Origin of the sequence: Actinomadura sp. 9N407 (assembly GCF_044326315.1) — a bacterium.
Lineage (GTDB): Bacteria > Actinomycetota > Actinomycetes > Streptosporangiales > Streptosporangiaceae > Spirillospora.
In genome coordinates, this window is sequence record NZ_JBIRAW010000027.1 from 72,645 (window position 1) to 95,179 (window position 22,535).

Below are 22,535 nucleotides of genomic sequence, written 5' to 3' on the forward strand. Positions count from 1 at the left end.
ACCGCGTGGTGGGGTCGTCCGTCATCGTTCCTCCAGCACCGACTCGATGAGCTGGCGGGACGCTTTCACCGGAAGTGCGTGCCCGCGTAGCGACTCGTACCGTATGGCACAGTCCGCTACGGAACGAGCGTCCTGGATCAGATTCCCTTGTCCAGCCGCCTCGATGTAGGCCACATCCGGCTCGTCGGCGAATCCCAGGAGAGTGAAGCTGCCGGAGAGCGCGACATAGTCCAGTGGCTGAGAGTCGAGTGGCTGAGAGTCGAAGGGGTTATCGCCGAACGCGACGGCACCGAGCAGGTTTCCGATGATGCCGTACGAGGTTATGAGCGGTCGTGGATCGCTTCGACGCGCTCGCTGGACGGCGGCCGGTATGTGAAGGGCTGGTTGAACGCCGAGGACGCGGCCGTGTGGGACGGCACCTTGGGGCCGTTGGCCCTAGGCGTGGTCGCGGGGGGCGTTCGGCCGGACGGCGACCGGGAGTTGGTGGGGAACAACCGCCTCGCCGATGCCGACCGGCGCGCGCGGTCCCTGCTGTTCTGGTCGCACGCCAACCTGTACGGAATCATCGAGATCGGCATGGAAGCGCGCCTGGACCTCGGCGTCGGCCTCGCCGCCTGACGGCGCCGACGACGATGTGTGGGTGAAGGGGCCGGCGGCCTGGCGTCATGGGGCGGAAATGCGGCGGCCGGTATCTCGCCGCCACTGCGGGCGGCGCCCGCAGTGGCGTGCTCGACGGCATGGGGCAGGAATGCGAGCCGGGAGCCCGTCCCGCTGTGGGTGGAGAAGGCCGGGTGTACGTGCCAGGCGCCAGGATTTGCCGCATGTAGTTGTAACAACTATAGTTACGACTGAACCGAGGGGCAGGGGCGGTCGAGGGGCAAGGGGGTGAAGTCCGACGTGAGCGCCAACAGCAGACTGACCATCGCTGCGCACACCCTGACATGGATCGGGCTGTATCAGCGGCGTGGTCACGAGGTCGCCACCTCCGAGCAGATCGCGACGAGCGTCAACACCAACCCGGTGGTGATCCGCCGCCTGCTGGCCGAGTTGAGCAAGGCCGGCCTGGCCGTTTCACGGCGGGGGGCGGGGGCCGGCTGGATGCTCGCGCGGGACCTGGCGGCGATCACACTGCTCGACGTCTACCAGGCGATCGAACCGGGACCGCTCTTCGCCCTGCATCGCGCGACACCGGACCCCGAGTGCGTCGTGGGCCACGGCATCGGGCCGGCGATGACCGCCGTGTATGACGATGTGGAGGCCGCCCTGCGCAGGGAGCTGGCCAAGACCACGCTGGAAGACGTGCTGCGGGACGTCATGAAAGTCGACTGACCTCGGACCGGCGACTTCCCTGATCGGAGGGGATCGCGTTCCGCACATCATTGATGTAACCAAGTTGGTTACATCAAATGAAAAGGCAAGCGAAAAGGCAAGCGAAAAGACAGGGGCAAGGACGATGGCAACAGATACTCAGACCTCGCGGACCGTGGCCGAGAAGTTCGTGGAGCGGCTCGGCCGGCAGGATCCCGACGGCATCCAGGAACTGTTCGCCGAGGAGATCGACTGGTACGTCCCCGGCCGTGCCGCGCTGACCTGGACCGGGCGCCGTACCCGCCGGGAGGAGGTCGCGCCGTACTTCACCACGATGTGGCCGCACTTCGCGCCCGGCAGGAGCAAGGTGGCGCTGGAGCGCGTCATCGTCAACGGTGGTGACGTGGTGCTGCTGGCGGCCTGGACGCACACCGTCGTGGCTACTGGGAAGGAGTTCACCACACCGGCGGCCATACACCTGATGGTCGAGGACAACCGGATCGTCCGCATGCACCTGTATGAGGACACGCTGACCGTCGATAAGGCGTTCAACGCCGATTGAGTGGAGAGTGCTCATATGCCCCGGTTGGAGGACCGGCCAGGGTGATCGGTGTTGAGGGAGACCGGTGTTGAGGGGACCGGTATTGAGGGAGCAGGCCGGGGTGGGCCGGGACTAGCGGCTGGTCCGGTGGCCTCGTAGTGGGCCTTCCAGCGGTGGTGGGCGCGCTACACCGAGCAGCCGCGTTGTAGGACCTGCAGAGGGAATGGGTTCCGCGTCAAGCCGGGGTCAGGCCGGGGTGAGGATGCAGAACTCGTTGCCCTCCGGGTCGGCGAGGCACGTCCACGGGACGTCGCCCTGGTCGAAGTCGATGTCGGTGGCGCCGAGAGTCCGCAGGCGGGCCGCCTCCGCCTCCCGATCGTCACCGCGGTACGGCCGGAGGTCGAGATGGATGCGCGGCCGAGTCGTCCGGTCCCACACGGTCTTCACGTCGGGAGTGCGGACGAACTCGAGATACGGCCCGACGCCCTTGGCCGAGCGCAGCAGTGCGCGATCTTCGGTGGCCTCGTGCAGGGTCCAGTCCATCGCCTCGTCCCAGAACCGGGCCATGGCCTGCGGATCGGCGCAGTCGACCACCACGGCGGCGATCGGTCCGGTGTCCCGGTACGTCGATCGGGGCTCCAGCACGCAGAACTCGTTGCCCTCCGGGTCGGCCAGGACCGTCCACGGGACGTCGCCCTGGCCTACGTCGGCGGGCGTTGCGCCGAGTTCCCGCAGGCGCGCGACCAGGTCCGCCTGGTGGGCGGCGGAGGTCGTGGCGAGATCGATGCGCACGTGGTTCTTCGCCGTCTTGGGCTGCGGGTCGGCGATGATGTCGATGCAGACGGCGGCGGCGTCCGGGTAGACGAAGCCCTCGGGCTCGAGGTTGGTCACGCCGGGTCCCTCGCTGTCGATAGCCCAGCCGAGCGCCTCAGCCCAGAACCGGCCGAGCGCCGAGTCATCCCGAGCCTTCATATGGATCTGAACAAGTCGCGTCGCCATGGCGCCGATCCTAATCAGAGGGTGGCCGTGCAGGTTCGCTCCGGGGTACCACTCAAGATCGCGAAGCCCTGGCTCCGGGAAGGGCGGGGCAAAGGAGAGCCACTGGACGGGCCTGGCTAGTAGTCGCAGTAGCCGGGCGGGCAGGTGGCTCGTACATGTCTCTTCTGCGCGCTCGTCACCACGGCGGGGGAGAGGATGCGCGGGCAGATGGTCCTGCATCTGCCACCACTCCAGCGTGAAGTCGTGCTCGTCCACCGCGGTCATGTCGCGCACAGGAGTGAGTACAAGCGGCCAGTCCGCGGGGTCGTCGGAGCCGTTGACGTCCTCGGACCTGCGCCCCACCGGACTCCCCGAAGGTGCGAACTCAGTCACCTTCACCATCGACGGCCGCACCGGCTGGGTCCTGGCGACCTACGACCGCTGCACCGAGGGCAAGACCGGCTGCTCGCTCCACCACCCGCTCCTGACCACCACCACCGACGCCGGCGCCACCTGGCACCTCCCTCCGAACCTGGACCCAACCCTTGAACTGACGACCCGGCCGGTCGCAGCCGGGCACGGCGACCGGGCACTAGGCTTTTCTTGATCATGGACATTGAGGACGAATTGGCGAGCGCGACCTTGGAGCACCTCTTCGCACTGTGGCTGCCCCGATGGCGCTTGGAACTCGTCACCAGCGAGGTTCCGCCGGAGGAGATCGCCCCGGCGGCGTTCTCCGGGCCGCATGGGCTACGCCATCCGGTGAGCATCGAGCGGTTCGGCATCGAAGACCCCGACGAAACGTCCGACGGCCACCTGCACGCCTCATGGGGGATGCCGACCGAGGGCGCGGAACGGGCCTACGAGTTCCTCATCGGGACCCTGGAGGCCGGGCCCGCCGAGCTCGACCGGCGCGGCCGGGCGCTCGCCGGATACGTCGCCGGTGATCTGTCCGCGCAGTGCTCGGAGCTGTTGCGGATCACCGTCGCCGCCGAACCGGACGGTCCCGTGCTGAACGACGAGCTCCACCTGGTGACCCGTGCTTGGAAGACCACGTGCCGACTCTCCCTGACGCCCGCTTCGGCGCGCGTCCCCGCCGACGCCGACGCCGACGCCGGGCACAGGATCGCCTGCGTCACCGCCCTGCTGAGCGACTTCCTGAGGACCAACAACACCGACGAGGTCCGGTTCGAGGTGACCTTCGGAACCCATGACGTCGACCTGGACGTCGCCGACCCCGAGGCCGCCTTCCGCGCGGGTTGGGCCGACGATCACTGGCTGATCGCCGAAGAGGGCGACGACGACGTCCTCTGGCCGCTGGACTCCCTGGAGGCCGCCCTGGCCGAGTCCGAACGGAACCTGGTCGAGGCGGCCCGGGCCGGAACCCTGCTCTGGGAGTTCGACGACACCACACCCGAGATCCCGGGCGACGAGCTGGTCTCCTGGCTCGCCCGCGACCTCTACGGGACGATCGTCACCGGGATCGGTGGCGTTCCCCTGCTCGCCTACGCCAAGAACTTCCCGCTCGACGAGGTCTTGTGGGGCGAGGGGAACTCATGCCTGCTCCTGGTGGGCCCGGCGCGGACGGCGCTCATCTACGTCCATTGAGCGACGCGTCGCGGCCGGGATTCTTGCCGACTAAAGGCCCGCCGCCACGGACAGACCACGGGGATGGATCGTCAAGCGCCCGGGGTTCTCTCCGGGCGTTCTCATCACGCGGGATCGCGAATTTCGTTGTCCGCTGATCACCAGTCGGGTGGCCGCCCACCACCAAGCCGATGGTCAGGCACCACCGCTCACAGTGGCCACCCACCACCAGAAACAAGACCGCTCATCAATTCGGCCCTGGTTCGGTGACCTCATTACGGAGGGTCATTGATATGGGGTCCTGGTCACCGTGGGTTCAGTTGGTCTGTGCCGGGCCGGTGGGGAGACCTGCGGAAATGCTGGAAGACATGCGTTCTGCCGTGCTGGTGGTGAATGATCACCTGCACACCGGTTCCGTTCTCTAGGGGTTTTGGCATGTCTTCGTGGGCCCAGCGGCTCGAAACGGCGGTCGCCATCTGGCGGCAGCAGGGCGATCTGGACGGCGCCGCGGCGGCGTTGCGCGAGATCGTGGTCTCCGGCGACGACGCGATCGTTCCGGAGGCCTCGCACGCGCTCGCTCTGGTGCTGGCCGAGGGCGGTGATCTCGAAGGGGCGCGGGCGGCGCACGGGTCGGTGATCGGCACTGGGCATCCGGAGTTCGCGCAGCGTTCCGCGATCGCGCTGGGCATGCTGCTGGCCGACGCGGAGGAGTGGGCGCTGTCCTGCCGGCCGCTGCGGATCGCGGCCGCGGGCGCCGACCCGCAGATCGCGGCGATGGCCGATATGTCGCTGGTTCACACGTTGCGCAGGCTGGGCGATCTGGCCGGTGCGGAGGAGGCCAGGGAGCGGGTTCGGCGGGGTGCCGACGCCAATATCGCCGAGCTCGCCGAGCAACTCGGTGAGGCGCGGTGGCCGGAGGACGGCGGGGCGCGCGAGCGGGAGGCGTGGGATGTGTACGAGTCGATCCTCGGCCTGCTCGATGAGGACGGGGACCTGGCGAATGGCGGGGACGGCGCGGGAGATGGAACGGCGGACGGCGGGACCGTTCTGAGGGTGCTGAACGCGATGCTCGCGCACGGCATGCCGGATCTGTGTACCCAGGCGGCGCTGCGGCTCTACCCGATCTATGCCGGACGCGGCGAGTTCGGCGAGTGCCGCCGGGTCATGGAGCATGCGATCGCGGTCGGGGATCCGGCGGAACGGGGGCCGGCCGAGAAGCTGCTCGCGGCCGCGCTGTTCGATCTGGGCGAGCAGGCCGAAGCCCGGGACGCGTACCGGAGGGCCGCCGAGGATCATCGGCCCGAGATCCGGCTGGACGCGCTCCTGCAGGAGTCCAAGCTCACCCGCGAGCTCGGGGACGAGGAGGGCGCTCGGAGGATCCTGTGGCGGGTGGTCGATTCGGGGCACCCGTCGTTCGTGCTGGAGGCACGGGCCTGCCTGGGGCAGGTCTACTCCGAGGCGGGCGAGGTCGAGGAGGCCGTCGCCTGCTGGCGGGTCGTCCTGGGTGCGGAGTCGGAGTTCCACGGGGTGGCCGTGGGTTTCCTCGAGATGCTGCTGCACGGGTTGCCGGACGGCGATCCGCGCCGGGCCGAGGTCTCCGGATCGCTGGCCGAGGCCGCCGGTCTGGACGACCCGGACGTGTCGTTCCGGGCGCAGCGGGCGCTCGCGCAGGCCGAGCTGGCCGTACGCGGGCCGAACGAGGAGCTGGAGCAGGCGGTCGACGACTGCGATGCCGCGCTGGAACGGCTGCGCGAGGGCGATACCGGGCGGGCTCGGACGCTGCTGCGCGGGGTGATCGACACGGGGCTGGGCACCGATATCGGCGACCAGGCCGCCCGTGCCGCGATCATGCTGGCCACGCTCGAGATCGGCGCGGGGGATCGTGATCAGGCCGAGGAGCTGCTGGAGTACGTCGCGGACGGCGAGGACTTCGGCAACGGTTTCGCCGCCGCTTTCCAGCGGCACCTGATCGGCCTGGGGGAGCCGCCGCATCCGGTGCTCATCGGCTTGATCGACTACCAGCGGCTCGGGCGGGAGATCGGTGTCGCCCGGTACGAGGAGGCCGCGCGGCGTTCCGATCCGGCGGTGTCCGCGCTGGCCACGAGCGTGCTGGGGCAGACGTACGTGTCGCTCGGGGCGCCCCGTTCCCGGGGTGTCGAGTTCTTCGATGAGGCCGCGGCGGCCGGTGAGCCGCTGGCGCTCTCGCATGCCGCGGTGCTGTCGTGGATCGTCCGGCCCGAAAGCGTCCAGCCCGGGGACGAGGGCGACGCGGTGGTCGCGCTGCTTCGCCGTGCGTACGCGGACGGTGAGCCGGCGCTGGCCCCCTGGGTGGCGCAGGCCCTCGGCGCGGCGCTGGAGGACCGTGACCCGGACGGGGCGCTGGCCGCGTACGAGGCCGTCTCCGCTTCCGGGCATCCGGGCCTGGCCGTTCAGGCGGAGGCGGAAATGATCAGAATCCTGGAAGGGCGCCGTGACCTGGCCGGAGCGGCCTCGGTGCACGAACGGATCATCGCTCGGGAGGACGGGGCTCGGGCGGGCGTCGCTCGGGAGGACGAGGCTTGGGGCGACAGCGCTCGGGAGGTTGGGGCTCGCGGCGAGCGGGCCGGTGGGGATGTGCTGCGGGCTGCGCGTAGTGCGTGGCTGCTGGGATTCACTCGGGTGCGCATGGACGACTTCGAGGCCGCGCGCGCCGCGTTCGCGCGGGTCCCCGAGGATCTACCCGAGTTGGCCGAGCAGGGCGTGCTCGCACGGCGGTTGCTGGACGGTGACTTCGACGGAGCCGCGCAGACCCTCGCCGCCGTACGGGAGCACAGCCTGCTGATGACGACCGAGCTTCTGCTTGAGGCGGCGCACGCCTGGCAGCGTGCGGGGGAGAACGCGGCCGCCGATGCCGCGCTTTCCATGGCGGTCGCGAACGGTCACCCCGGCAGCACCCAGAAGGCCGCGCTCTTCCTCGGTGTGCTGCGCGACGACGCGGGCGACCTCGCGGGTGCCGCGGAGGCGTTGGCGCGTACGGCGAGCGGCGATGACGGATACCTGGCCATGCGGGGTGCCAAGGCGCTCGGTGAGGTCCGTTCCAGGCTCGGTGACATGGACGGCGCCGCCGCCGCGTACCGGCAGGCGATGGAGGCCACCGACCCCGACGATGACGCCTACGCCGAACTCCTGCAGCATGTGGTCGAGGCCCTCGTGGCGGCCGGACGCGTGCCCGAGGCGCGGGAGGCACAGGTCGAGGTGAGCGGCGAAGGCCCGCACGTGGACGTGCTCATCGGCATGACCCTGCAGGAGAACGGCGATCTGGACGCCGCCGCCGCGCTTTACCGGCAGGCGATCGCGAACGAGCCGAAGGAAGCCGGGCCTCTGGAGCAGAGCGCCGTCTTCGCGGCCGAGGCGGCGGGCAGGGCGTGCGTCATGCTGGCCCGGATCTCGGCGGACCGGGGCGAGGTGGCAGAGGCGATCGGCCTCGGCAGGCACGCTCTCGTCTGCTTTGAACGGCTCGTGGAGGCGGGCGACGAGGACGCCGAGGGGCTCATCGAGACCGCCTCGTACGAACTCGGCGGCTACCTGGCCGGGGCGGGAGACGAGGACGGTGCCCGTGAGGCGTACGAGCGCGCAGCCCGGTCGACCAACCTGGCCATCCGCGTACCGGCGAGGGAGTTCCTGGGTACGGCCGGCCTGTACGAACGGGCCCTGGTCAAGCTGCACGAGGGCGAGCGGACGATCGCTCTGGAGTTGTTCGCTGAGGAGTACGGATCGCCGCTTCTGGCTGAGATGCGCGTCGCGCTGTTCGACGAGGAGCCCGCGGCGGCGCGGTCGCTGCTCGAACGCGCGGTGCGTACCGGCCATGCGGACCGTGCGGCGGAGATGGCCTCTGAGGGCGCCGTGCAATGGCTCCGCAGGGGGATCGACGGCGCCCGCGACCTGTACGAGGCGGTCCTGGAGCACGGGACGCCGGAGCAGGTGGCCGTGATCTGCGACGACTTCGGCTACTGGTACGAGCAGCTGGACGAGATCGCCGCCGCGACCGAGGCGCTGGAACGCGGCGCCGCCGCCGACCATCCGGCCGCGCTGGCCTGCCTGCGTCGCCTGGTCGAGTTGCTGGAGTCCCAGGAAGATACGGACGGCCAGGAGGATGGGGACGGCCAGCAAGATGCGGACGGCTGGAGGGGTGGGGGCGGGCAGGCTGGTCTGGAGCTTGCCGCTCGCCGTGCCGCCGCAAGCGGTGACCCCGAGACCGTCGGCGTCGGTGCTTGGGCCCTCGCGGACTTGGCCAAGCGCCGGGGAGACCTTGCGGAGGCCAAGGCTCAATACCGGGTGGCGCTGGAGAACGCTCGCGCGGAGAACGTCCCCAACATCCGGGGGCTTCTCGGCATGACGCTGCACGAGATGGGCGAGACAGCCGCCGCGTACCAGGAGCTGGAGGCCGTACTCGCAGCCGACCACCACGGCATGGCGCTGCTGGCGGGCAATCAGCTGGGCGTCTGGCTGGCGAACGACGGATCCCTCGCGGGCGCCGCCGAGGCCTTCGGTGCCGCCGCGGTCGCCGGATACCGCCATCCGGAGCCGAACGAGCGCGATGACCACCACCATCAGAACGCGCTGAACAACCTCGCGGCCATCGCTTCCGAGTGCGATGAGGCGGGCGATGCCGCCGTGGCCGTACGCGCCCTGCATCTCGCTGCGGCGGGCGGAGCACCCGTCGACGCCGCCGCCATCGCCAAGGAGTACGCGGATGCCGCCGTGGAGAACGGCGACCTGGACGCCGCACGCGCCTACTACAAGGGCGCCGCCGCCTTCCCGCCCGGCAACCCCGAAATGCTGGCCGAACTGGCCGGAATCCTCGCCGGCAACGGCCGTACCGACGAGGCCCGCGCGCTGCTGGAACCCCTCGTTTCCTCCGACGACGCGAACGTGCGCCTCGCGGCCACCACCCGCCTGCTCCCCTTGCTCAAGAAGGCGGGCGAGGACGACCACGTTCTAGAGGTCGCCACCCGCGCCGCAGGCGGAGCCGCTTCGACTGAGGACGGTGGCGCCGCGCAGCCTGCCACTGGGGCCGCGCCCCATGACGACGGTGGTGCCTTGGAGCCTGCCGCCGGTGCCACGTCCGATGCGGACCGAGGTGCGTTGAAGGGTGATGAGCTTGCACCCGACTCACAGGGGACTGCGATCGGCGATCCCGCCTCGTACGGTGCCCTGCGCAGCCTGGCCCAGGAGCGGTACGAGCAGGACGATCTCGACGGGGCCGTGACCGCCGCCGAGCGGGCCGTGGCGACCGGTGATCCCGCGACCGTGGCCCACGGGTACCGGGTTCTGGGCACCGTACAGCTGGAGCGCGAGGACCTGGACGGAGCGGTACAGGCCTTCCGAGACGGGCTGTCGGCCGCCGAGCGGATCGACCCGCAGGGACCGGACGCCCACCTGGCGCTCGCTCATCAGCTGCGGCTCGGCCTGTCCCGCACGCTGCAGGAGCTGGGGGACGACGAGGGCGCCATCGCGGAAGCGCGGCGGGTACGCGATGAGGCACCCGACCTGACGATTGCCGCGAAGGCCGGCAGCCATCTCGGCAACATCATGTATCTCGGTGGTGACCGTGCCGGTGCCGTGGAGGCGTTCGGCCCGGTCGCGATGCTGCCGGCGGACGAGGGGACGCGGCTCGCGGAGATCGTCTCCACCGCCGCGAACAACGTGATCGCGCTCGCGATCGAGGCGGGCGCCGACGGTGACCGTACGACCGCCGTACGCGGCATGGCCTTCGGAGCGGAGGCGGGATTCGGTGCCGACGCCGTGGACGTGGCCCTGCTCGTCGCCCGCCAGGTCGTCGAGGGGGACGAGACGGCGGTACGTGCCTTCCTCGAGTTCCTGATCGGGGTCGATCCCGCTCATGACGGCGTTCTCCGTGCGGCCCTGGCCGATCTGGAGGGGGAAGAGGCAGCGCCGGAAGCCGTAGAGCCCGGAGACGCAGGGGCGGAAGACTCGAAGCCTGGAGACGCGGATTCGGAAGGTGCCGGGAATACGGGCGGGATCTCCCCGGAGCTGATGGCGATTCTCGAGGAGCACGGTGAGGACGACGACGCTGGCGACAGTGACGAGTCCCTGCTCTGGATGATGCGGAACCAGTCCGGCAAGCCCACTGCGGGGGCGGCGGGGCGGCAGCTCATCCGTACCGCGCGCGGGATCGCCGGCTTCGACCCCGTACGGGCGCGCCGGATCCTCGAGATGGTGGTCGAGTACGGCGATATGGCGGAGGTCGCCACCGCTTATGACGACATCGGCGACGTGTTCAACTACGAGCTGAACGACATGGACGCCGCGGTCGAGGCGTACCGCAAGGGCAGCGAGGTCGACGATCCGGCCGCGCTGGTGCCGTTGCGCAGCCTGCTGCTGGCGTTGCTCAAGGTGGACGACTACGACGGTGTCGCCGAGCATGCCCAGCGGGCGGTGACCAGCGGCGATCCGGAGACCGTGGCGGTCGGCTACTGGCTGTGGGGCGACTCGCGGAGGCTGCGCGACGACAGTGACGCCGCCAAGCGGCTGTACCGGCAGGGCATCGAGGCCGGGCACGAGGGTGTCACCCCGCGGATCCGCGTCGACCTGGCCCGTACGCTGCGCGCCCGGGGCGAGAACGACGAGGCGTCTGCCGAGCTCAGGCGAGTCTTCGAGGACGAGCACAGCGCCAAGGACGAGCACAGCGCCAAGGACGAGCACAGCGCCAAGGACGAGCAGAGCGATGGGGACGAGCGGGTCGGCGTGGACGCTGATGTCCGTGCGGGTGCGCAGAGCTTGCTGGGGCAGTGGGCGTTCGAGGACGGCGATCTGGCGGCGGCGGCCGAGGCATTCGGTCAGGTGGCCGCGATGGAGCAGGACGAGGACGAGGACGGCGCGCTGGCCGAACTGGTCGAGATGGCCATGAACAACGTCGTGGTCATCGCCGGCAACGCGTACTCCGAGGGGCTGCACGCGGTGGCCGTACGGGCGCTGACGCTGCTGGCCCGGGCGGGCGAGGCGGGGATGGCGCTGGAGATCGTGGAGAAGCGCGCCACCGAGCTGACCGAGGCGGGTGACCGGGCGGCGGCGATGCTGTACATCGACGGCAGTGTGCGGTTCTTCTCCGTTCCCGAGCCCAAGCTGGAGATCGAACTGGCCGACCTGTACGTCTCGGCGGGCGAGCCGGCCAGGGCGCGCGAGATCTTCGAGCGGCTGGCGCGGCATTCCGACGCGGGGGTGCGGCTGGTCGCGAACGGCCGGCTGGTCCCGCTCCTGAGCCGCAACGGCGGCGACGGCGCTATGCGGCCGGACGGCACGGCGTTGGACGGTCCGGCGTCGGACGGTCTGCCGTCGGACGGTGCGGCGCTGGAAGATGTCGCGCGGCAGATGGCCGCCGACTCGGAGGAGAGCGGGCTCGGTACGGGTGCGCAGGCGCTGCTCGGCAGCATGCTCGGCATGGTGCAGAGCGAGCGAGGTGACAGCGAGGGCGCGCTGCGTACGTTGCGTACCGCGGCGGAATCCGGTGAGCCGGCCGCGCTGTGGGCGCTCGGGGACGCGCTGGTGGACGCGGGCGAGGACAAGGAGGCCCGTGAGGTCCTGGCCCGCGTGTGCGGCGAGGAGACCGTGATGGGCCGGCATGCCAGGGTCACGCTGGGCCGGACGTACCACCGGGAGGATCCGATCCGGGCCCGCGAGCTGTACCTGGCCGCGATCGACGCTCCCGGTGAGCCGAGCGAACTGGCCGTGGAGCTGGCCAAGATGTACCTCGGCTCGCTGGGCAAGGACGCCCGGGACTGGCCGGAGGCGCTGCGCTGGTACCAGGCGGTGATCGACTCCGGCGCGGGCGAGCAGGGCCCGATGGCCGCCGCGCATCTGGGCGAGCTGGCGTACTGGCTGGGCGACCGCGACAACGCGGTGCGCTACTACGAGCTCTGCCTGGCCATCGGGACGGAGAACGCCGAGCTGCTGGGCGAGTCCTCGTACCGGCTCGGCGAGATCCGGTACGGCGAGGGCGATCTCGACCTGGCCGCGAAGCATCTGCGCGAGGCGATCGGGTCCGGTCACGAGGGCTTCGCCGAGCAGGCGCGCGTGCTGCTCGCCAAGCTCGGCGAATCCGCCTGAGCCCGGCGGGGCCGTCGCTCGTACGGGGGAGCGCGGAGATCGCCTGCGACGGCGATGTCCGCGCCCCCCGTCCGGACGAGGATCGTCGGCATGACAACGAACCCGTCCAAGGCAGCGCATCCGAACAAGGCCACCGACCCGATCAAGGCCACTGACCCCGTCGAGGTGACGGACCCGTCCAAGACGACGGACCCGTCCAAGACGAAGAACCCGGTCAAGACGGCACGGTTCGCTCTCGTCGCCGCGCCTCTGCTGACCGTCGCGTACGGCGGGATCCGTGCTCTGGACGGGATCGACGGCACTCGCGGTCCCGGGCTCGCGTGGACCACCGGGCATCTGGCCTTCGTCGCCGCGCTGATCCTGTTCGTACCCGCCCTGCTGGAGATGCGGAGAGTGGCGGGACGCGGTGCGTTCGCCACGGTGACCGCCGGCGCCGGGATCGTCGGGGCGGCGCTCGGCCTCGCGCAGTTCGTGATCGACATCGTGGCCGGGCTGCTGGCCTCCGGGCACGCGGACATGCAGCGGATGGTCGGCGAAGCCCAGGAGGTCGCGGGCGTGGAACTCGCCGTCTACGCCGTCGGCCCCGCGCTCTTCTACGTCGCTCTCAGCATGCTGGCCGTCCATCTCGCCGCCGTGCGGGCCGTGCCCGTGTGGATGCCGGTGGCCGTGTTCCTGGGGGCCGTCGTCCCGCTGGTCTCGCATGACCTGCTCCCGGTCGGCGGCCTGCTGATGCTCGGCGGGTTCGTACCGCTGCTGCGCTCCGCTGCGCCGGTCCCCGCGCGGGCCATGGCGTGACAGCATGGGCGACTGTGAGCGCTTTGCCGGGGATCGTCACCTTCCGCCGCTGGGTCCGCTCGCCGTGGTCGGACCTGCCGCTCGCGCTGGCCACCGCGCTCGTTCAGGTCTGGCCGCTGCTGGCGACCCTGCCTGAGGACGGTGTCCCCTGGCACTGGTGGGGCTACGTGTCCGCCGCCGGATCGGCGCTGCCGCTGATGGCACGGCGGCTCGCCCCGGTACCCGTACTGCTGATGAGCCTCACCTTCGGCGCCATGTACGACCTGGCCGATCATGTCGCCGGGCAGCCGCTCTGGTACGGCGCGTTCATCGCCTTCTACACCGTCGCGGCGCACTCCGGCCGCCGGACACGCGTGGCTGCGCTCGCCGTGTACGCGGTCGGCGGGCTGGCCACGGTCGGGTCCGCCGACACCGCGCTGCGCGGGGTGGTGCTGTGCGTGACCGCGTACGCGCTGGGGCGGGCCGCCGCCGGGTCCCGTGATCGTACGACCGTCCTGGAGGAACGCGCGGTACGGCTGGAGAACGAGCGCCTGCTGGAGTCCGAGCGGGCCGCCGAACGCGAGCGTGCCCGGATCGCCCGCGACATGCACGACGTCCTGGCGCACGCGGTCAGCCTCATGGTGGTGCAGGCGGAGTCCGGCCCGGTGATCGTGCACCGCGATCCGGACCGGGCGGCGGCCATCTTCGACAACGTCGCCACCACCGGCCGGGACGCCATGGACCAGCTGCGGCGGATGCTCGGCGTGCTCAGAGAAGGGGCCGACGGGCGGGAAGGCATCGGTCGGGGAGAGAGCATCGGTGGGGGAGAGAGCATCGGCGGGCGGGAGGAGAGGGGCGGGCGCGAGTGGATCGGTGGGCGGGCGCCCGGTCTGCGCGTACCGCAGCCGACACTCGACGATCTCCCCACGCTGGCCGCGCAGGTCGCCGGTGCCGGGCTGGAAGTGTCGTGCGAGACCGAGGGCGAGCCTCGTCCGCTGCCGCCCGACTGCGGGGTCGCCGCGTACCGGATCGCGCAGGAGGCACTCACCAACGTGGTCAAGCACGCGGGTGCCTGCCGGGTCGAGGTACGGCTTCGCTGGCGGGACGAGGACGTGGTGATCGAGATCGTGGACGACGGGCGCGGCACGTCGGCTGGTGTGGCGGCGGGCGTGGGAGCAGGCCTGGAGGTCCGCGCCGGTGGGCGGCCATCCTCCGCCGGCGGGCTGCCCTCCGGGGGCCATGGGCTGATCGGCATCCGGGAACGCGCCTCCGCCTGCGGTGGTACCGCCTCCGCCGGACCAGGTCCGGACGGCCTGGGCTTCCAGGTACGGGCGTCGCTGCCGCTGAGCGGTGCCTCGTGACGGTCCGGGTCGTGGTCGCCGACGATCAGGAGCTGGTACGGGCCGGGTTCGCGCTGATCCTGGACGTGCAGCCGGACATCGAGGTCGTCGCCGAGGCCAATGACGGGTTCCAGGCGGTCGCGGCGGTCCGCGAGCATCGTCCGGACGTGGCGCTGCTCGACATCCGGATGCCGGGCATGGACGGCATCGAGGCCGCCCGGATCGTGTGCGCCGAGACGGACTGCAAGGTCGTCATGCTGACCACCTTCGATCTCGACGACTACGTTTTCGACGCGCTGCGGGCGGGGGCGAGCGGGTTCCTGCTCAAGGACGTGCGCCGCGACGATCTCGTCCATGCGGTACGGGTCGTCGCGAGCGGCGACTCCCTGCTGGCGCCGTCGGTGACGCGGCGGCTGGTCGAGGCGTTCGCGGCGGGCGCCGCCCCCGCACCGCTGCGGCCTGGACGGCTGGACGTGCTGACCGTCCGCGAGCGTGAGGTACTGCGGATGATCGCCGAAGGGCTGTCCAACGCGGAGATCGCCGAGGCCATGGTGGTCAGCGGGCACACGGTGAAGACGCATGTCAGCAACGTGCTGTCCAAGCTCGGGCTGCGCGACCGGGTCCAGGCCGTCATCGCCGCGTACGAGACCGGCCTCGCCGTCCCCGGAACGCGCCCGCACTCGTAGTGGCGGATGTAGTGGTCGGTGGATGACAGGGCCGGCCTGTGACCGGACAGCCAGTGTCAGGGCAGCCGGTGCCAGGGCAGCCAGTGTCAGCGCAGGCGGCGTCAGGGGAGCCGGTGTCAGGACAGGCGATGTCAGGGCAGGCGGAAGGTGTGGCGCTTGCCGTAGTCGCGGTCCAGGGCTACGTGGACGATCCGGTGGTTCAGCTCGTACACCGTCGACCAGCGGGTGTGTGGCTGCGCCACCTTGGACAGCAGGCCCATCGCCTGGTCGGGGTCGAGGCTTCCTCCGGTGTCCCGCATCCGCTTCGCGATGGCCGAGTAGCGGTCATCGGCGCGCTTGACGTCCTCGCCGGCCCCGGTCAGCACGAAGTTGACCATGTTGTGCCAGTCGCCCGCGCCGGGGATCACGCGCACCCGGCCGTCGACGAACTCCACGGCCGCCGACCGTCCGGTCGCGTCCGCGATCAGGTAGTGCAGCGCGGGCTCGCCCGGATCGAACTCGACGTTGTAGCGGCCGAACACGGCGATCGCCTCGTCGACCGTACGGGCCTGGTCGAGCACGAGCCGCAGGATGCGCACGGTGCCGACCACGGGATTGCCCGCCGTCCGCGGCGGCTCGGCGCCGGGAATCTGTGCCATTCCGACGGCCAGGCCGTGCCTGTTCATGCCGTCGAACGGCAGCGCCGCCGCGTTCAGCAGCTTGCGCCGCAGCGCCGGATCCGTCATCACCCGGCCGGCGTCCGCGCGGGTGATTCCCAGGTACGAGATATCGACGAGCGAAATCGAATCCCGGGTGGTCAGCACCATCGCCGGATTGGCGGTCCAGTCGAAATTGCGTCCGAACAGCGGTCCGCGCGGTCCCTTGGCGGCCACGAAAAGCGAGCACGCCAGAGGAGCGTCCGTACGTGGCGCGACGGCGACCGGGCGGAGTGCGTCGTACGGCGCGTACAGGGTCATCGCCAGCAGCGGATGCCCTGGATCGACCACGCGCAACGTGTCGAGGCTGCGCCGTTCCTCGGCCGTGAGCGCGCCGGCCGTGAGCGCGCCGGCCGTGGGCGCGCCGGTCGTGAGCGCGTCACCGCTCGGCGAGGGCCACCGCCACAGGACCACGGACACCGTGACGAGAATCGCGGCGCACACGGCACCGATCCGCCACCACCGATTACGGCTCATGCTCTGGCTTAACACCGGAAATCAGTTCCCGCAAGACGGATATTCGGTTGCTTGCCGCATATCGGCATTGCCACCCTTGCGGGACCGTACGAAAGGGAAACCGATGTCCACACTGCGCGTGACCGCCGAGCGGCTGACCATCCACCCGCACGACAACGCCGATGCGCTGGAACTGGCCCAGGTCGGTCTCTACCGTGCGGTCGTCGGGAAGGGGCAGTTCCGTACCGGTGACTGGGCCCTGTACATCCCGGAGGGCGCGCAGCTACCGGACGAGTTGATCGCCGAGCTCGGCCTGACCGGCAAGCTCGCGGGCTCCAAGAAGAACCGCATCAAGGCCGTACGGCTGCGCGGCGAGCTGTCCCAGGGCGTCGTCTGCCTTCCCGCTGCCGTACGGGACGTGGACCTGGCGACCGCGGGCGACCGCGACTTCGCCGGCGAGCTCGGTGTGACCAAGTGGATCCCGCCGATCCCCGTGAGCATGTCCGGCGACGTGGTCTCCGCTCCGGATCTCCTCAAATGGATCGAGATCGAGGACATCAAGCGCTATCCGGGCATCTTCGAGGCCGGCGAGCCGGTGGTCGCCACCGAGAAGATCCACGGCACGGCCTGCCTCTACTCCCTCGTGCTCGACGGAGACGGGAGCGGCGGGGACGGGAGCGGCGGCGAGGGGGACGGCGGAGAGAAGGACGGCGAAGAGTTCGTGTCGTCCAAGGGCTTCGGCTCCAGGAACATGGCCCTGGTGCACAATCCCCAGAACCTCTACTGGCGCGCGATCGAGTCGTACGGCGTCGCGGACGCCGCCCGCCGTATCGCGGAGATGTTCGGCGCCGGACGGGTCGGCGTGTTCGGTGAGGTCTTCGGACGCGGCGTCCAGGACCTCTCGTACGGCGCCAACGGGACCAGCGAGCAGCTCGGCTACGCCGTCTTCGACATCAAGGTCGCGGTCGGCGTGGACCCGCCGCGCTGGCTGAACCCCGACGAGCTCACCGAGGTGCTCGACAAGACCGGCCTGCCCGCCGTCCCCGTCCTGTACGAGGGCCCGTACGACGAGGCGGCCCTGATCGAGCTGGCCAGCGGTCGCGAGACGGTGTCCGGTACGGCCGAGCACCTGCGCGAGGGGCTGGTCGTACGTTCCGCCGACGGCCGGTACAGCCCGGTGACCGCGGGCCGCGCGATCGCCAAGTTCGTCTCGCCCGCCTACCTCACCCGCAAGGGCGGGACCGAATACGAGTAGGGCGAACACGCCACGAGTCAACGGGGAGGGCGCCGTCCGGGAGCCGGTGAACGTATGTGGTCGGCGCACTCGTGACACGCGGGCGTGACCGTACGGTCATCGGGTAGGCCTCGATACGGTTGGACTTTCAACTGTTTGGGGTGGCGTGATGGTCGACGTGGCCGCGGTCGAGGCGGAACGGGAACGGCTGAAGCAGGCATATCTCCGGGCGGAGCGACCGGCGAGCTCCGCCCGGGGCCTGCATCACATGGCGCTGCTGTCCTCGGACGTCGAGCGGACGATCCGGTTCTACCAGGAGTTGCTGGAGTTCCCGCTGACGGAGATCTTCGAGAACCGCGACTACCAGGGCTCCAACCACTTCTTCTTCGATATCGGCAACGGCAACCTGCTGGCCTTCTTCGACTTCCCCGGACTGGACCTCGGCCCGTACACGGAGGTCCTCGGCGGCCTGCACCACGTGGCGATCTCGGTGGAGCCCGTCCAGTGGGAACGGCTGCGCGCCAAGCTGGACGCGGCGGACGTGCCGTACCTGTTGGAGAGCGACGTTTCGCTCTACTTCCGCGACCCCGACGGTGCCCGGCTCGAACTGCTCGCCGACCCGCTCGGCGAGATGTACGGCGACCGGGTCGGCTGAGTCCCGGGGACGGAAGGCTCTGGGCTTGAACGCGCTCAGCGGTCGAAAGGGGTCGGCGGTCCTGAGGGCTCAGGGCTCGAAGAGGACGCTGAGCATGGAACGTGCCGCGTCGGCGGGTGAGTCGCCGATGTCGTCGGGGAGCGCGCCGCTGAGCCACAGTTCGGCGAAGCCGTGGACGACCGACCAGGCGGCGATCTCGATCGTCCGGGCTCGTTCCGGATCGCCGGAGACCGTTCGCGCTCCCCTCGCCAGGATGGCCCCCGCGGCGTCTCTGCAGGCGATGACCTCGGCGTCGTCGGCCCGGTAGAGCGCGGGCCTGAACATCACCTCGAAGTAGCCGCGCTGGTCGGTGGCGAAGCGCACGTATGACGTTCCGACCTCCAGGAAGTCGTCGCCGCCCGCTGCGAGCGCGTCGGCGAAGAGCCGGTAGCCCTCCGCCGCGACGGCGGTGAGCAGCCCTGCCTTGTCGCCGAAGTGATGCGCGGGCGCGGCATGCGAGACGCCCGCCCGCCGGGCCAGTTCCCGCAGGCTCCAGGTCGCCGTGCCCGATTCGGTGATCGCCTCGACGGCCGCGTCGATGATGACGCGCCGCAGGTTGCCGTGGTGATAGCCGCCCGTACCGATCGCTCTCGCCTCCCGCATCGTCCCGCTCGCTGGGCCGCTCACTGTGTGCCGATCACAGTGTGCTGGTCACTGTGCCGCCCGCTTCCGATGGCTCGGATCTTACCATTGACAAGTTTGCCTGAGGGGGAGCAGTCTAGGCACTGTCAAGATTCCATCCTTGAAGGAACCGAGTCCTTGAAGGAACCGAGAGGAACCGCCATGCCGACCCTGCCCTGGTTCACCGTCCGAGACCCGGAGCCCGGTGCCGAATCCGTGATCATGGCGTCGCGCTTCGAGGTGCGCTCGCTGCGCCACGTGCCGTCCTTCTTCATCGCGTCGATGCGCCTGCTGCGCCAGGCCCGTGGCGCGTCCGGTGCGATCGGCGTCTCGCTCAGGGCCCAGCCGTTCCGGCGGACGTTCTGGACGCTCTCCGCCTGGACCGACAAGGCCGCCCTGTACGCGTACGCGGGCACCGAGCCGCACAAGTCCACGATGGTCCGCCAGCGCTCCGTGATGCGTGACTCCACCTTCGTCTTCTGGACGGTCCCCGCCGGCGATCTCCCCATCGACTGGGACGAGGCCGAACGACGAATCGCCGCGCAGCAGGCCGTTCAGCAGCGGGAACAGAGGGCCGGTCAGCGGGACGGCCGGCAGGGGAAGGGGCCGGCCGTGGCGGCGTGATGGGTGTGTTCAAGGCCATATGAGGGAAACTGACCGATCGGCCAGACTTGACCGTTCGGTCAGTTAGCGTGGATGTCATGGCACGCAACAGGCGGGGACAGATCCTGGACATCGCGGCGGGGCTGTTCGTCGTGACCGGGTTCAAGGGCACCTCGCTGCAGGACATCGCGGACGGCGTGGGGTGCTCGAAGGCGTCCCTGCTGTACCACTTCGCGAGCAAGGACCAGATCCTCACCGAGCTGCTGACCCCGGCGGCCGGGGAGCTCGGCGTGCTGAACGCGCGGCTGTCCGGGCTGGACGACCGCGAGGCCGTCCATGCGGCCGTCGAGGGGTTCGTCGACCTCGTGCTGCGGTTCCGGCGCGAGGTCAAGATCCTCTACGACGACATCGAGCAGATGCTGCGGCATCCCGCGCTGGGCGATGTGCAGGAGACGATCGAGCGCCTGATCGAGGCGCTCGCCGGCCGTTCGCCCGATCCGGCCGCCCGCGTGGCCGCGCTGCTGGTGCTCGGCGGCATCCCGGTGGCCTGCGCCAAGCAGGCCGAGATGCCCGACGAAGAGTTGCGCGCCGTCCTCGTCCGCAGTGCGCTGCGGACCCTCGACCACTGAAGGACCCTGTTCTCCCATGGCCACACTGCTCTATCGGCTCGGCCGCGCCTCGTTCCGCCATCGGCGGTTGGTGCTCGCCCTGTGGATCGCCCTTCTGGCGGCCTTGGGCGGGTCCGCCGCGGCGTTCATGGGGCCGACGGCCAGCGACTTCAGCATCCCGGGGACCGAGTCCCAGCGCGCTCTCGACACCCTCGGCAAGCAGTTCCCGCAGGCTTCGGGGGCGACCGGCACGATCGTGGTCGCCGTTCCCGAGGGGGAGGCGCTGGCCTCTCCGGACAACCGCGCCGCCGTCCAGGCTCTCGCCAAGGAGGCCTCCGGGCTGCCCGGCGTGATGGGCGCGGTCGATCCGTTCCAGGCGGGCTCCGTCTCCGAGGACGGCCGGCACGCGCTCGTCCAGGTGCAGTTCACCGAGTCCGCCGACGAGATCACCGAAACGCAGCGGACCGCGTACGAGAACTCCGGCAAGACCGCCGAGGCGGCCGGACTCCAGGTCGAGCACGGCGGCGAGGTGCTGTCGAGCGAGCCGGAGATGGGCAGCACCGAGGCCATCGGCGTCGCCGTCGCGGCGGTGGTCCTGATCATCACGTTCGGTTCCCTGGTCGCCGCCGGGATGACGCTGCTGACCGCGCTGGTCGGGGTCGGCGCCGGGATGGCCGGGCTGTACGCGATGAGCGGCATGGTCGAGCTGACCAGTACCGCTCCCGTTCTGGCGCTCATGCTCGGACTGGCCGTGGGCATCGACTACTCGCTGTTCATCGGCTCCCGGCACCGGCAGAACCTGATGGACGGGCTCGAACCGGAAGAGGCCGCGGCGCGGGCCGTGGGCACCGCTGGGTCGGCCGTCGTCTTCGCGGGCGCCACGGTCGTGATCGCCCTGGCCGGGCTCGCCGTGGTCGGTATCCCGTTCCTGACGGTGATGGGCCTGGCCGCCTCGGCCACGGTCGCGGTCGCGGTGCTCGTGGCCATCACGCTGCAGCCCGCCCTGCTCGGCTTCGCCGGACGGCGGGTGCTGCCGCGCGGCCGGCGCGGTGAGGGGGCCAAGGGTGCTGGGGGCAAGGGTGCCGGTGGCGGCAAGGGTGCCGGTGGCGGCAAGCCCGCCGGTAGGGCTCGGCATGAGCGGCCCGCGTTCGGCTTCCGCTGGGCGTACATCGTCACCCGGTACCGCGTGCCGTTCATCCTGGCCGGGGTCGCCGTCCTGGGCGCGCTGGCACTGCCGGCCGCGAACATGCACCTGGCGCTGCCCGACGCCGGTACGTCGGCGGAGGGGACGGCGCAGCGCGAGGCGTACGACCTCACCACCGAGGGCTTCGGCCCCGGATTCAACGGGCGGCTGGCCGCCGTCGTCACCGGCGACTCCAAGGAGGCCACGGCACAGGCGACGCAGCAGGCGCTCGGCGCGATCAAGGGCACCGAGGGCGTGGTCACCGTCGCGCCGCCGCAGTTCAACGCCTCGGGAACGACGGCGCTCCTGGGCATCATCCCGGCCACCGGACCGTCCGACCCGGCCACCGAGACGCTCATCCACGACGTCCGCGACAACGTCCAGGGGATCGGCGGGGGCGAGACCGGCGGCGTCGCGCTGACCGGGCAGACCGCGGTCGGGGTGGACGTCTCGGAGAAGCTCGCCGACGCGCTGCCGGTCTATCTGCTGCTCGTCGTCGGGCTGTCGGTGCTGCTGCTGATGCTGGTCTTCCGCTCGATCCTGGTCCCGATCAAGGCCGCGCTCGGCTTCCTGCTCACCGTGGGCGCCACGTTCGGGATCACGGTCGCCGTCTTCCAGAAGGGGCATCTGGCCGGGCTGCTGGGCGTGGACACGCCGGGCCCGCTGGTCAGCTTCCTGCCCATCCTGATGATCGGCATCCTGTTCGGGCTGGCGATGGACTACCAGGTCTTCCTGGTCTCCCGGATGCGCGAGGACTTCACGCACGGCGACACGGCCCGGCAGGCGACGATCTCCGGGATGGGACACGGTGCCCGGGTGGTCACCGCCGCCGCGCTGATCATGATCGCGGTCTTCGGCGGCTTCGTGCTGATGGACGACCCGATCATCAAGTCGATGGGCTTCGCGCTGGCGATCGGCGTCGCGATCGACGCGTTCGTGGTCCGGATGACGATCGTCCCGGCCGTGATGTCGCTGCTGGACCACCGCGCCTGGTGGCTGCCACGATGGCTCGGGCGCGCGCTGCCCAACATCGACATCGAGGGGGAGGGGCTGCGCGAGCACCTCGACGAGGAGCCGAAGGTTCCCGCCCGCGTTTGATCAGCCTGTGCTTCACCCGCCCA

At 70.5% G+C, this 22,535-nt stretch carries 18 protein-coding genes; 14 read left to right on the forward strand and 4 right to left on the reverse strand.

Features of this window, described 5'->3' with window-relative positions:
• Positions 1-21 precede the first annotated feature (21 nt).
• A complete protein-coding gene (locus tag ACH34Q_RS33495; protein ID WP_395987134.1) occupies positions 22-174 on the reverse strand; it encodes a hypothetical protein in 153 nt (50 codons plus the stop codon).
• On the opposite strand from ACH34Q_RS33495, the gene ACH34Q_RS33500 reads away from it, so the two are divergent.
• From ACH34Q_RS33500 to ACH34Q_RS33510, 3 genes are all read left to right on the forward strand, one after another.
• Complete coding sequence (locus tag ACH34Q_RS33500) at positions 148-618, forward strand: hypothetical protein (protein ID WP_395987135.1); 471 nt, start codon at positions 148-150, stop codon at positions 616-618. The genes ACH34Q_RS33495 and ACH34Q_RS33500 overlap by 27 nt on opposite strands.
• Positions 619-897: 279 nt before the next feature.
• Positions 898-1,329, forward strand: coding sequence for an Rrf2 family transcriptional regulator (locus ACH34Q_RS33505; protein WP_395987199.1), 432 nt, complete (start codon positions 898-900; stop codon positions 1,327-1,329).
• A 124-nt stretch (positions 1,330-1,453) separates the two neighbouring features.
• Positions 1,454-1,870: a nuclear transport factor 2 family protein gene (locus tag ACH34Q_RS33510; protein WP_395987136.1), complete on the forward strand. Its 417-nt coding sequence runs from the start codon at positions 1,454-1,456 to the stop codon at positions 1,868-1,870.
• A gap of 225 nt (positions 1,871-2,095) precedes the next feature.
• On the opposite strand, the gene ACH34Q_RS33515 is transcribed toward ACH34Q_RS33510, so the two are convergent.
• The gene (locus ACH34Q_RS33515; protein ID WP_395987137.1) at positions 2,096-2,848 is read right to left on the reverse strand and encodes a VOC family protein; all 753 of its coding nucleotides are present in this window, start codon (positions 2,846-2,848) and stop codon (positions 2,096-2,098) included.
• A gap of 316 nt (positions 2,849-3,164) precedes the next feature.
• Between ACH34Q_RS33515 and ACH34Q_RS33520 the strand changes: the two genes are divergently transcribed.
• The 6 genes from ACH34Q_RS33520 (at position 3,165) to ACH34Q_RS33545 (ending at position 15,320) form a co-directional block, all read left to right on the forward strand.
• Positions 3,165-3,434, forward strand: coding sequence for a hypothetical protein (locus ACH34Q_RS33520; protein ID WP_395987138.1), 270 nt, complete (start codon positions 3,165-3,167; stop codon positions 3,432-3,434).
• A gap of 2 nt (positions 3,435-3,436) precedes the next feature.
• Positions 3,437-4,435 (forward strand): hypothetical protein, encoded by a 999-nt coding sequence (locus ACH34Q_RS33525; protein ID WP_395987139.1) that lies wholly within the window; start codon positions 3,437-3,439, stop codon positions 4,433-4,435.
• A 414-nt stretch (positions 4,436-4,849) separates the two neighbouring features.
• Positions 4,850-12,520 carry a tetratricopeptide repeat protein gene (locus tag ACH34Q_RS33530; protein WP_395987140.1) on the forward strand — a complete coding sequence of 2,557 codons (7,671 nt, stop codon included), beginning with the start codon at positions 4,850-4,852 and terminating at the stop codon, positions 12,518-12,520.
• A 90-nt stretch (positions 12,521-12,610) separates the two neighbouring features.
• Positions 12,611-13,315, forward strand: coding sequence for a hypothetical protein (locus tag ACH34Q_RS33535; protein WP_395987141.1), 705 nt, complete (start codon positions 12,611-12,613; stop codon positions 13,313-13,315).
• A gap of 14 nt (positions 13,316-13,329) precedes the next feature.
• On the forward strand, positions 13,330-14,655 hold the full coding sequence (locus ACH34Q_RS33540) for a sensor histidine kinase (protein WP_395987142.1): 1,326 nt from the start codon (positions 13,330-13,332) through the stop codon (positions 14,653-14,655).
• Positions 14,652-15,320 (forward strand): response regulator, encoded by a 669-nt coding sequence (locus tag ACH34Q_RS33545; RefSeq protein WP_395987143.1) that lies wholly within the window; start codon positions 14,652-14,654, stop codon positions 15,318-15,320. The genes ACH34Q_RS33540 and ACH34Q_RS33545 overlap by 4 nt, the downstream gene beginning before the upstream one ends.
• Before the next feature lie 131 nt (positions 15,321-15,451).
• On the opposite strand, the gene ACH34Q_RS33550 is transcribed toward ACH34Q_RS33545, so the two are convergent.
• The gene (locus ACH34Q_RS33550; RefSeq protein WP_395987144.1) at positions 15,452-16,492 is read right to left on the reverse strand and encodes a carcinine hydrolase/isopenicillin-N N-acyltransferase family protein; all 1,041 of its coding nucleotides are present in this window, start codon (positions 16,490-16,492) and stop codon (positions 15,452-15,454) included.
• 103 nt (positions 16,493-16,595) lie between these two features.
• Between ACH34Q_RS33550 and ACH34Q_RS33555 the strand changes: the two genes are divergently transcribed.
• Positions 16,596-17,726, forward strand: a complete 1,131-nt coding sequence (locus ACH34Q_RS33555; RefSeq protein ID WP_395987145.1) for an RNA ligase (ATP) — start codon at positions 16,596-16,598, stop codon at positions 17,724-17,726.
• A gap of 148 nt (positions 17,727-17,874) precedes the next feature.
• Entirely contained in the window at positions 17,875-18,360 is a 486-nt protein-coding gene (locus ACH34Q_RS33560; RefSeq protein WP_395987146.1) for a VOC family protein, read from the forward strand.
• 69 nt (positions 18,361-18,429) lie between these two features.
• Here the strand turns inward: ACH34Q_RS33560 and ACH34Q_RS33565 are convergent, their stop codons facing one another.
• A complete protein-coding gene (locus tag ACH34Q_RS33565) occupies positions 18,430-19,002 on the reverse strand; it encodes a TetR/AcrR family transcriptional regulator (protein ID WP_395987147.1) in 573 nt (190 codons plus the stop codon).
• Positions 19,003-19,182: 180 nt separating this feature from the next.
• Here ACH34Q_RS33565 and ACH34Q_RS33570 point away from each other — a divergent pair, with 180 nt between their 5' ends.
• From ACH34Q_RS33570 to ACH34Q_RS33580, 3 genes are all read left to right on the forward strand, one after another.
• Complete coding sequence (locus ACH34Q_RS33570) at positions 19,183-19,644, forward strand: DUF3291 domain-containing protein (protein ID WP_395987148.1); 462 nt, start codon at positions 19,183-19,185, stop codon at positions 19,642-19,644.
• 77 nt (positions 19,645-19,721) lie between these two features.
• A complete protein-coding gene (locus ACH34Q_RS33575) occupies positions 19,722-20,252 on the forward strand; it encodes a TetR/AcrR family transcriptional regulator (protein WP_395987149.1) in 531 nt (176 codons plus the stop codon).
• A gap of 16 nt (positions 20,253-20,268) precedes the next feature.
• Positions 20,269-22,512 carry an MMPL family transporter gene (locus ACH34Q_RS33580; RefSeq protein ID WP_395987150.1) on the forward strand — a complete coding sequence of 748 codons (2,244 nt, stop codon included), beginning with the start codon at positions 20,269-20,271 and terminating at the stop codon, positions 22,510-22,512.
• The last annotated feature ends 23 nt before the right edge of the window (positions 22,513-22,535 follow it).